Below are 10,140 nucleotides of genomic sequence, written 5' to 3'. Positions count from 1 at the left end.
GGCATGGGGCACGAGCCGCCGTTGCCGTTGCTAGACGGCCTGACGGCATCGCCCCCGGTAGCACCCTCAGCAGCGGCGGGGGTGTCGTTGGGGTTGTAGGCACGGTAGAAGCTGTCTGAGGTGGGCGCTGAGGATGCCCCCGGCATAGCCCCCTGCAGGACGCGGTTGTATTCGTTGGCCAGGCGCATGTCGCTGACGCGGCGCTGCTCGCGCACCAGGCGATCGCCCACCTCAATTAAATGCGACAGGCTAAAGTCGGGCTTGCGGAAGGTGGGCGGCGTGGTAGTGTTAACCACGCTGCGAGAGACGTTCTCTAACCCCACAGAATAGATGAAGTCGCGGATTTGCTCGTTGTAGATCTGGGCTCGCACGGCACCAAAGAAGTCGATCGCCTGGGTGGGAAAGGTATCGACCAGCGTATCGATGTCAGACTGGGAGAGTCTGTCAGGCTCAAAGATGCCGCCCACAATGCCGATGCGATCGCTGCGGTCTGGCTCCCAGTAAAACTTCTCCATGCGGCCGTCGCGAATCAGCGGCGCGTAGAGGGTCGAGAGGTCATTGCCGGTGAGAATAATCGGCACCCGCTGAATCTCGTTTTCGTCGTAGCTGCCGGGAAGCTGAACATTGGTGGGGTTGTCGGCAATGTTCATCAGGGTGTTGTTGACCAGCTGGGTGTTGACGGTGTACTGGGTGAGGGCGTCGAAGCGGCCCGCCCCAGCGCCGACTTTTTTGTCCATAACCAGGGCTACGACATTTTTGCCGCCGCCCAGGTCGAACAAACTCCGCTAACGGAGCGCATTGTTGAGCAGGTCAACGCGCTCAAACCCAAGCGGGTGTTTATCGATTCGATGACTCAGCTGCGCTACCTCTCTACCGATGCCTACCAGTTTCGGCAGCAGGCAGTGGGGTTTCTGCGATTTTTAGTCGCCGCTGGGGCGACGGTGCTGTTTACTTCCGAGGGCAGTCAGGAAGCCCCCGATGAAGATTTGCAGTTCATCAGCGATGGCATTATGACCCTGCAAATACAGGACTATGGGCGGGTTCTGGAGGTGACTAAACTGCGGGGTAGCTCGTTTCGCAAGGGCCGCCATGCAATGCGCATCTGCGATCGCGGCCTGGTCGTGTTTCCGCAGCTGGTCTCTAGCGGAAGTCCTGGGGCAGCCGCGCCGGGGCGAATTTGCCCGGCGGGTATTCCTGAGATTGACGAGCTGCTCAACGGCGGCATCGAGAGCGGCACCGTCACGATTATTTCCGGCCCCAGCGGCGTGGGCAAAACCACCCTGGGTTTGCAGTTTATTAAAGAGGCGGCGGGGCGGGGCGATCGCTCGGTCGTCTACCTGTTTGAGGAGGCGGTCGAGACTCTGCTCAACCGCTGCGAGGGCATTAACATTCCGGTGCGGGCCATGGTCGAACGGGGCACCCTGGCGGTAATTAAGGTTGACCCGCTGCTGTACTCCCCCGACGAGTTCGCCAACCAGGTGCGGCTGGAGGTTGAACAGGCCAATGTCCAAATCATCATGATCGACAGCGTGCTGGGCTATAAGCTGTCTTTTCAGGCCGACGACCTGATTCGCAATATCCACAGCCTCTGTCAGTACCTCAAGGGTCAGGGCGTTACCACCCTGCTGACCAACGAAGTTGAGTCGATTACCGGCGACTTCAAGGCGACGGAGCTGGGCGTGTCCTACCTGGCCGACAACATTATTTTTCTGCGATACCTGGAAATTCGCGGCCAAATGCGGCGGGCGATCGGCGTTTTGAAGAAGCGCCTCAGCGATTTTGAGAAGACTTTACGGGAGTTTGAAATCTCGCGCTACGGCATCAAGGTGGGGCGGCCGTTGACTCAGCTGCGGGGCATCTTGAGCGGAGTTCCTGAATTTATTAAATCGTCTGATGATGAGCGTTGATTCTGACCAAGGCTCGTCTGAGCCACCTGTCGATCTAGATAGCCGCTATCAATATCGCATCTTTTTAGGCATTGAGCATCAGCAAAATCAGCAGCTGCTGGCAAAATTGCTGGGGCAGTTTTACAGCCTGCAAACCTCTCCCATAGATGTGCGGAGCTGGGGCAGCGCCTATGATTTGTGCATTTTTGACAGTCTCTTTTTGGGTCGGTTTAAAGAGCGCATTGCGGCCCAGCGGGAGGCGGCCAGCCCCGTTTTTTTGCCCTTTTTGCTGCTGCTAAAGCGAGCCCACCTGCCTTTGCTAACGCCCTCGCTGCGTCAGCAGGTCGACGATGTGATTACCATGCCCGTGGATCAAACTGAGCTGCTGCTGCGGGTGGAGTCGCTGCTGCGGGCCAGGCAGCAGGCCCTCAAGCTCAGCGCCCTGCTGGCCCAGGAGCAGCTGCTAGAGCAGCAAATTTTGGCCGATAACCAGGTTCTGCAGGCGATGGCGGTGCAAGATAGCCTCACCGGCATTTCTAACCGCCGCGCCTTTGACGACAAGCTGGCCTACGAGTGGAAGCTGGGCCGCCGGGAGCAGACCTCGCTAGCGGTGGTGCTCTGCGATGTTGACCACTTCAAAGCCTACAACGACACCTACGGGCATGTTTTGGGCGATCAGTGTCTGCGGGCGATCGCCGGGGTGCTCGATACCGTTATTCGCCGTCCGGCCGATATGGCGGCTCGCTACGGCGGCGAGGAGTTTGCCCTGGTATTGCCCAACACCGATCGCGAGGGAGCAATGCACATTCTCAACCGCATTCGCCGCACCCTCAAAGCCCGCGCCATTCCCCATCAAAACTCGCCCACCAGCCCCTACGTCAGCTTCAGCGTGGGGATGGCGGTGGCGGTACCCTCTGACACCATTCAGCCTGACGATCTGGTGAGAGCTGCCGATGCTGCTCTCTACCAGGCTAAAGCCGCAGGTCGCGATCGCGCCGTTGTTGCCCCTGCCCTAGACGGGGGCTAGCTGCCTCGGTAGGTACTGTACGACCAGGGCGACACCAGCAGCGGCACATGAAAATTGCCGCTGGGGTCGGCCACCGTAAAGCGAACGGGAATTTGATCTAAAAACGGTGGTTCCGACAGAGCTGCGCCGGTTTTGGCAAAGTAGGCCGCCACATCAAAGGTAATCTCGTAGGTGCCTTTGTGCAGCTCGTCGCCCTCCAGCAGGGGGGCGTCGGTGCGGCCATCGCTGTTGGTTTCGACAGTGGTTAGCGCCGTCTTGATATCGGCCTCTTTATTAATGGCCCAGACCGTCAGCCGCAGTGAGGCGGCAGGTTTACCCAAGGCTGTGTCAAGAACGTGGGTGGTAAGTCGGCCCATTGTGATGTCAAATCGTGCGGAATAGCTACAGACAAAGCATATAGTAAGTCGCTAACAAGAGGGGCTATCGGGGGGCACATTCCGCACAAATTGCCTCAAAACGGCATCTACCGACTTTTGGGCGACTTTGAGGGCAATGGCCGATAATAAAGACTCTGTATAGCAGTATGTCTAGCGCCCCATGTCTAACGCCTTCCTCGATCGCCTCCACAGCCCCGATCGCCCGGTCATGGTCTTCGACGGGGCCATGGGTACCAACCTCCAGGTGCAAAACCTGACCGCCGACGATTTTGGCGGCCCCGAGTACGAAGGCTGCAACGAATACTTGGTGTTCACCAACCCTAAGGCGGTCGAAACCGTGCACCGAGGGTTCCTCGAAGCCGGGGCCGACGTGATCGAAACCGACACCTTTGGCGGCACTGCGATCGTGCTTGCCGAGTACGACCTGGCCGACAAAGCCTACGAACTCAACAAAACCGCCGCCGCCCTGGCCCGCCGCGTCGCCGACGAATACTCCACTCCTGAGAAACCCCGCTTTGTGGCAGGCTCCATGGGACCCGGCACAAAGCTGCCCACCCTGGGCCATATCGACTTCGACACCCTCAAAGACTCCTACGTCGACCAGGCGAAAGGGCTGATCGACGGCGGTGTCGATCTAATGCTGGTGGAAACTTGCCAGGACGTGCTGCAGATCAAAGCCGCCCTCAACGGCATTGAGGAAGCCTTTACCGCCACCGGCAAGCGCCTGCCGCTGATGGTCTCCGTCACTATGGAGCAGCAGGGCACCATGCTGGTCGGCACCGAGATGGCGGCGGCGCTAGCGATTCTCGAGCCCTACCCCATCGACATCTTGGGCCTCAACTGCGCCACCGGCCCCGACCTAATGAAAGACCACGTGCGCCACCTGGCCGAGCAGTCGCCCTTTGTGATCTCCTGCATCCCCAATGCCGGTCTGCCAGAGAATGTGGGCGGCCACGCCGTCTACCGCCTCACCCCCACCGAGCTGCGCATGTCGCTGATGCACTTCATTGAAGACCTAGGCGTGCAGGTAATCGGCGGCTGCTGCGGCACCCGGCCGGAGCATATTGCGCAACTGGCAGAATTGGCGAAGGATCTGCGGCCAAAGCAGAGACCCGTTAGGGTAGGCGAGTGGGCGAGTGGGCGTGTAGGCGAGTCGCCCAATGCAGAACACCCACCCTCCTATCCATCCACCCTCCTACCCTCCTACCCTCCCCCCGTCCCCCCGCCCCGCCCTCAACTACACCCCCTCCGCCGCCTCCATCTACAGCCCCCAGCCCTACGACCAGGACAACTCGTTCCTGATCGTGGGCGAACGCCTCAACGCCAGCGGGTCGAAAAAGTGCCGCGAGATGCTGAATGCAGAAGACTGGGATGGGCTGGTGGCATTGGCGCGATCGCAGGTCAAAGAGGGGGCTCACGTCCTCGACGTGAACGTAGACTATGTGGGCCGCGACGGCGAGCGCGACATGCACGAGCTGGTGTCGCGCTTGGTCACCAACGTTACCCTGCCGCTGATGCTCGACTCTACCGAGTGGCAAAAAATGGAGGCGGGCCTGAAGGTAGCGGGGGGCAAGTGCATTCTCAACTCCACCAACTACGAAGACGGCGACGAGCGCTTCTTTAAGGTGCTGGAGCTGGCGAAGAAATACGGCGCAGGCATTGTCGTCGGCACCATCGATGAAGACGGCATGGCCCGCAGCGCTGAGAAGAAGTTCCAAATTGCCCAGCGGGCCTACCGCGATGCGCTGGAGTACGGCATTCCCGCCCACGAGCTGTTCTTTGACACTCTCGCCCTGCCAATCTCCACCGGCATTGAAGAAGACCGGGTCAACGGCAAGGAAACCATCGAGTCGATTCGCCTGATTCGGGAGCACCTGCCCGGCTGCCACATCATGCTGGGGGTGTCTAACGTGTCCTTTGGCCTCAGCCCGGTGGCCCGTGTGACGCTCAACTCCGTCTTTCTGCACGAGGCCATGCAGGCGGGGCTGGATGGGGCGATTGTTAGCGCCGCCAAGATTTTGCCCTTGGCCAAAATCGACCCCGACCACCAAAAAGTCTGCCGCGACTTGATCTACGACAACCGCGAGTTCGACGGCGACATCGTCTCCTACGACCCGCTGACTAAGCTCACCACCCTGTTTGAGGGCAAGAGTTTAAAGAAGAAAGAGGCGATCGCAAAGGACTTGCCCATCGACGAGCAGCTCAAGCAGCACATCATCGACGGTGAGCGCATCGGCCTTGACGATGCCCTGGCCAAAGCCCTCGAAACCTACCCACCGCTGGAGATCATCAACACCTTTTTGCTCGACGGCATGAAGGTGGTGGGCGAACTGTTTGGCTCCGGCCAGATGCAGCTGCCCTTTGTGCTGCAGTCGGCCCAAACCATGAAAGCCGCCGTCGCGTATTTGGAACCCTACATGGAAAAAGCCGACAGCGATGGCTCCGGCAAGGGCACCTTTATCATCGCCACGGTCAAGGGCGACGTGCACGACATCGGCAAAAACCTAGTCGATATTATTCTGTCGAACAACGGCTACAAGGTAATCAATCTAGGCATCAAGCAGCCCGTCGAAGCGATCATTCAGGCCTACCGCGAGCACAACGCCGACTGCATCGCCATGAGCGGCCTGCTGGTGAAATCCACTGCCTTCATGAAAGACAACCTGGAAACCTTCAACCAGGAGGGCATCACCGTCCCCGTCATCCTTGGCGGCGCGGCGCTGACGCCGAAATTCGTCCATGAAGACTGCCAAAACACCTACAAGGGCAGGGTTGTCTACGGCAAAGATGCCTTCTCAGACCTCCACTTCATGGATAAGCTCATGCCCGCCAAGGCCGAGGGCAAGTGGGATGATTTGAGCGGGTTTTTGGATGAAGCGGAAGAAATTCAAAATGCAAAATTAGAAATTCAAAATTCGGCAGCCGAACCCGAAGATCCGACAGCCGAAATCAAGCACCCATCTACCCATCTACCCATCCACCCATCCACCACCGACATCACCCGCTCCGAAGCTGTAGACCCCGCCATTCCCCGCCCCACCCCGCCTTTCTGGGGTACTCGCGTGCTCACGCCGGCAGATATTTCTCTGGAAGAAGTCTTTAGCTACCTCGATCTCCAGGCGCTGTTTGTCGGTCAGTGGCAGTTCCGTAAACCCCAGGAGCAGTCCCGCGAAGAGTACGATGCTTTCCTGCAAGAAACCGTCCACCCAATTTTGGACACCTGGAAGCAGCGGATTCTCTCAGAAAACCTGCTGCATCCCCACATCGTCTACGGCTACTTCCCCTGCCTGGCCGAGGGGAACAGTCTGCACATTTATGATCCGTTGATTGCTGAGAATGCCGATGTAGGGGCAAATGGCCATTTGCCCCTGCCGGTGGCAACATTCACGTTTCCTCGCCAAAAATCCCTGCGGCGGCTCTGCATTGCCGACTTCTTTTTGCCCAAAGACATGGCGAAACCGGGCCAGTTCGACGTCTTCCCGATGCAGGCGGTGACCGTAGGGGAAGTCGCTACAGAGTTTGCCCAAACGCTGTTTAAGGCCGACCAGTACACCGACTACCTCTACTACTACGGGCTGTCGGTGCAAACCGCCGAGGCGATGGCCGAGTGGTGCCACGCCCGCATTCGCCGCGAGCTAGGCTACGGCGATTTGGAACCCGCTACGCTGCGGGAGGTGTTGCAGCAGCGCTACCAGGGGTCGCGCTATAGCTTTGGCTACCCCGCCTGCCCGAACATGGATGACCAACCGATCCAACTCGACCTGCTGGGGGCCGATCGCATTGGCATGACCATTGACGAGAGCGAGCAGCTGTACCCCGAGCAGTCGACAACGGCGATCGTGGCCTACCACCCAACCGCGAAGTACTTTAGTGCGTGACGTAGGTTGGTTGGCTGCCTACGATTGACGAGCTATGGCACTGCGCAGGCTCTGAATGAATTGAGCGGGGGTTTGTACAACTATCCCCGCTTGCACAGCAACTTGAGGAGTAAAGTCTCGAGTATTGAGCGTTAGAAGGCGGTTCACATCTGCCAAGAGCGCGGCGGTAAGAATTGGAGCTCTTTTGCCTCAATGATGCTTTGCCACTGAGCAGATGCCTCAGCAGAAGGATTGGTGACAACTTCAAGGTTGAGTCTTGTGAGTAAATCAGAAAATGTCGCTACCGCAGCAGGCAGTTTTTTGGCTAAGTTGCGCTGGCACTCTTCTAAAACTTGCTCAGATACCACCGCTTGAAAAAGTCCTACCTCAGCCACGACCAAAACAGCTCGACTGGCCCCTGTGGATGATGCCGACCCTGCAATAATGACGCTTGAGTTGAGAAAGACCCTAAGCATGGGGGCGATTTTCTAACCAGAGGCCTTCTCGCTCGGCGGTGAGACCGTCGAGAAGGTCATCAAGGGTTAGGTCTGCTGTTTCGCGAAGGTTAGTGATTTGATTAGCCAGATCGTTTACCCGGAGCAGTTTGGGGCTAAGCAGGATAAGGTCACCTACTTGCACCAGGGTGAGTTGGGCTCCCTCGGTTAAACTGAGCTGGTCTTGCACGGCTTCGGGTACAGTGATTTGCCCGTGGGCTTGAACCGTTACTGAAAACGTTTGGGTTGCTGAGTCGGCACGGTCTGGTGTGCTAGGCATAGGAAAAAAATGAGGGGATGGCTGCCTTCTTGATTTTAACCCTGAGAAATTTAGGCACCGCCCACCACTTGGCCGGACCTTGTTCAAAAACCACTTGAGCGATCGCGTGACGGTTCGCTCTGCCAACCGCCATCTTCATAACGTTAGAAATCATCCTTCCTTATACCCCACTACAATGGCAGTATTGGACTAACAGCTACCCTATGTCGCCCCAAACCGCTGCTATGGCTAGTTCACTAGCCCAGCTCTATGAGCAAGACTACGCCCTTTGGCTCGACGTAAGCTGCCGACTGCTAAAAGCAGGGCGGCTGGCGGAGCTAGACATTGCTAACCTACTCGAAGAATTAGAAGCTATGGGGCGCAGCGAAAAACAAGCGTTGAGCAGCAACCTGATTGTGGTGCTAAGCCATCTGCTCAAGTACGCCTACCAGCCGGGGCAGCGCTCTAACAGCTGGCGCTTTGTGCTCAAAGAGCACCGCCGTCGATTGCAGGAGGCCTTCAAAGCCAGCCCTACGCTCAAGGCTTACTTTGAGGAAGTCTTTGCTCACTGCTATCAAGAGGCGCGCGATCTGACCGCCACAGAAACCGGGGTCGGCCTGGAAAATTTCCCGCTAGAAAGCCCCTTTAGCCCAGAGCAGGCGCTAGATCGCGAGTTTTTGCCGAGGTAGCGCTGAGGGAGGTTAGCGATCGCGGCCACCCATCCCTGCCAGCGGCGGCAGTCCACCTTCAAACAGCGCCATCGCTGGGTTAAACTCTGCCTCTAAATCGCTGCCAATTTCACTCTCAGCCCCATCGCTGGGGATAACGCGAGCCGATTCTAGCCCGCCGAAGTCGAACAGGGTGGGGTCGGCGAGCTGCGATGGGGCGACGTTTTGCAGACTGCGAAAGAGGGTTTCGGTGCGACCGGGCCACTGCTTTTCCCAGGTTTGCAGCATTTCCTTAATTTGGGCTCGCTGCAAATTGGCCTGCGACCCGCATAGCGTGCAGGGAATGATTGGAAACTCGCGGTAGCGGGCGTAGCGAGCGATGTCGGCCTCGGGGCAGTAGGCCAGGGGGCGGATGACAATGTGGCGGCGATCGTCGGTGAGCAGTTTGGGGGGCATGGCCTTGAGCCTGCCGCCGTGGAACATATTTAGAAATAGCGTTTCGATCATGTCGTCGCGGTGGTGGCCGAGGGCAATTTTGGTGGCCCCTTCCTCGGCGGCAACCCGGTAGAGCACGCCCCGCCGCAGCCGCGAACACAGCCCGCACATGGTCTTGCCCTCCGGGATGACGCGCTTGACGGTGCTGTAGGTGTCTTGCTCAACGATGCGGTAGGGTACGCCGATCGCCTCAAAGTACTCCGGCAGCACGTGGGCAGGAAAGCCGGGCTGCTTTTGGTCGAGATTTACCGCCAAAATGTCGAAGTGGATGGGGGCGCTGCGCTGCAGGTGACGCAGAATATCGAGCAGCGTGTGGGAGTCTTTGCCGCCCGAGACGCAGACCATGACGCGATCGCCCTCGGTGATCATGCCGTAGTCGGCGATCGCTTGACCCATGCGCGATCGCAAAAATCCTTGGAGCTTTTTAAAACTGTTGGAGGTGGGCTGCTGGGGGGCGGCCATGGGCGCAAACTCCTGAACGGTAAAGCGAACGTCCACCTATTTTAAGCGGCCTTCGCTCCTGACTCCGATGGACATGCCATCTGAACTGGCGGGCGCTGCGCTGTTCAACGTAGAGGTTTGGCAGAGCTGACAGCTGTTGCTCAAGATCACTTCCTTGGGTCATTCAGGGGGGAGGCCTTAATTGATTGATGAAGGTTCTGCAAAGCTCTAATCGCTTAAATCGTCGTTAATCAGTCCTTTACCCTCTGCTTTGGGGTGGTCTGATACTGTTCTATGTGGAAATACTGACATTTGGGTGTAGAGATCATTGCAAAAGCCTGAGTCAACACGGAATGCCGCGATCGCGGCGCTTTGAAACTGCCCCAGGCCAAAACTTCCATCTTTAAAACATGCTAAGTAGTTTTGCCTGCGTTCCTTGAGGGTGGGCATTTGATACCAGGTGCGCTGTCCTCTAAGGGTTGTTGCACCGGGCTGATGTTTTGGTGTGCTTGAGAATGCGCGATCGTCTTGGGGCGGTTTTGCACGGTTCTCAGGCACGGTATTGTGCTGCGCTGACGGGTTTGGGGCGGCGAGGGTTCGAGTTTATTGGTCGTGACATTAACAGGCAAGAGGTTG

Annotated in this window: 9 protein-coding genes and 3 pseudogenes; 5 read left to right on the top strand and 7 right to left on the bottom strand. The window is 58.0% G+C overall.

What is annotated here, in order from left to right:
- Positions 1 to 749, bottom strand: a pseudogene (locus IQ265_RS10375) (ribulose 1,5-bisphosphate carboxylase); the annotation flags it as partial.
- Positions 750 to 833: 84 nt separating this feature from the next.
- Here IQ265_RS10375 and IQ265_RS10370 point away from each other — a divergent pair.
- Both IQ265_RS10370 and IQ265_RS10365 read left to right on the top strand, forming a co-directional pair.
- Positions 834 to 1,907 (top strand): ATPase domain-containing protein, encoded by a 1,074-nt coding sequence (locus IQ265_RS10370; protein WP_347404942.1) that lies wholly within the window; start codon positions 834 to 836, stop codon positions 1,905 to 1,907.
- Positions 1,897 to 2,913 (top strand): diguanylate cyclase, encoded by a 1,017-nt coding sequence (locus tag IQ265_RS10365; RefSeq protein ID WP_194053072.1) that lies wholly within the window; start codon positions 1,897 to 1,899, stop codon positions 2,911 to 2,913. Before IQ265_RS10370 ends, IQ265_RS10365 begins: the two co-directional genes overlap by 11 nt.
- Here IQ265_RS10365 and uraH read toward each other — a convergent pair.
- A complete protein-coding gene (gene uraH / locus IQ265_RS10360; protein WP_194053070.1) occupies positions 2,910 to 3,269 on the bottom strand; it encodes a hydroxyisourate hydrolase in 360 nt (119 codons plus the stop codon). The two genes, IQ265_RS10365 and uraH, sit on opposite strands and share 4 nt — an antisense overlap.
- Before the next feature lie 181 nt (positions 3,270 to 3,450).
- On the opposite strand from uraH, the pseudogene IQ265_RS30650 reads away from it, so the two are divergent.
- Positions 3,451 to 4,401 (top strand): annotated as a pseudogene (locus IQ265_RS30650) (homocysteine S-methyltransferase family protein); the annotation flags it as partial.
- Positions 4,402 to 4,525: 124 nt separating this feature from the next.
- Positions 4,526 to 7,168 (top strand): annotated as a pseudogene (gene metH, locus IQ265_RS10355) (methionine synthase); the annotation flags it as partial.
- A 143-nt stretch (positions 7,169 to 7,311) separates the two neighbouring features.
- Here metH and IQ265_RS10350 read toward each other — a convergent pair.
- The 3 genes from IQ265_RS10350 to IQ265_RS10340 all read right to left on the bottom strand — a co-directional run bounded on the left by IQ265_RS10350 (position 7,312) and on the right by IQ265_RS10340 (position 8,075).
- Positions 7,312 to 7,542, bottom strand: a complete 231-nt coding sequence (locus IQ265_RS10350) for a hypothetical protein (protein WP_347404941.1) — start codon at positions 7,540 to 7,542, stop codon at positions 7,312 to 7,314.
- 73 nt (positions 7,543 to 7,615) lie between these two features.
- Complete coding sequence (locus IQ265_RS10345) at positions 7,616 to 7,921, bottom strand: AbrB/MazE/SpoVT family DNA-binding domain-containing protein (RefSeq protein ID WP_194053061.1); 306 nt, start codon at positions 7,919 to 7,921, stop codon at positions 7,616 to 7,618.
- Positions 7,914 to 8,075 (bottom strand): hypothetical protein, encoded by a 162-nt coding sequence (locus IQ265_RS10340; RefSeq protein ID WP_194053060.1) that lies wholly within the window; start codon positions 8,073 to 8,075, stop codon positions 7,914 to 7,916. Before IQ265_RS10340 ends, IQ265_RS10345 begins: the two co-directional genes overlap by 8 nt.
- A gap of 70 nt (positions 8,076 to 8,145) precedes the next feature.
- Here IQ265_RS10340 and IQ265_RS10335 point away from each other — a divergent pair, with 70 nt between their 5' ends.
- Positions 8,146 to 8,589 carry a DUF29 domain-containing protein gene (locus tag IQ265_RS10335; RefSeq protein ID WP_228037764.1) on the top strand — a complete coding sequence of 148 codons (444 nt, stop codon included), beginning with the start codon at positions 8,146 to 8,148 and terminating at the stop codon, positions 8,587 to 8,589.
- A gap of 12 nt (positions 8,590 to 8,601) precedes the next feature.
- Here IQ265_RS10335 and ttcA read toward each other — a convergent pair whose 3' ends face one another.
- On the bottom strand, positions 8,602 to 9,525 hold the full coding sequence (ttcA, locus tag IQ265_RS10330) for a tRNA 2-thiocytidine(32) synthetase TtcA (protein WP_194053056.1): 924 nt from the start codon (positions 9,523 to 9,525) through the stop codon (positions 8,602 to 8,604).
- A 207-nt stretch (positions 9,526 to 9,732) separates the two neighbouring features.
- Positions 9,733 to 10,062: a hypothetical protein gene (locus IQ265_RS10325; protein ID WP_194053053.1), complete on the bottom strand. Its 330-nt coding sequence runs from the start codon at positions 10,060 to 10,062 to the stop codon at positions 9,733 to 9,735.
- Positions 10,063 to 10,140 lie beyond the last annotated feature (78 nt).

This window comes from Nodosilinea sp. LEGE 06152 (assembly GCF_015207525.1).
Lineage (GTDB): Bacteria > Cyanobacteriota > Cyanobacteriia > Phormidesmidales > Phormidesmidaceae > Nodosilinea.
This window is presented reverse-complemented; position numbering and strand designations above follow the sequence as displayed.

What these genes read in the sequence shown, in the direction of transcription:
- ttcA (WP_194053056.1), bottom strand. Translation starts at nt 9,525, where the DNA reads ATGGCCGCCCCCCAGCAGCCCACCTCCAACAGTTTTAAAAAGCTCCAA.
- IQ265_RS10335 (WP_228037764.1), top strand. Translation starts at nt 8,146, where the DNA reads ATGGCTAGTTCACTAGCCCAGCTCTATGAGCAAGACTACGCCCTTTGG.
- uraH (WP_194053070.1), bottom strand. Translation starts at nt 3,269, where the DNA reads ATGGGCCGACTTACCACCCACGTTCTTGACACAGCCTTGGGTAAACCT.
- IQ265_RS10340 (WP_194053060.1), bottom strand. Translation starts at nt 8,075, where the DNA reads ATGATTTCTAACGTTATGAAGATGGCGGTTGGCAGAGCGAACCGTCAC.
- IQ265_RS10365 (WP_194053072.1), top strand. Translation starts at nt 1,897, where the DNA reads ATGAGCGTTGATTCTGACCAAGGCTCGTCTGAGCCACCTGTCGATCTA.
- IQ265_RS10345 (WP_194053061.1), bottom strand. Translation starts at nt 7,921, where the DNA reads ATGCCTAGCACACCAGACCGTGCCGACTCAGCAACCCAAACGTTTTCA.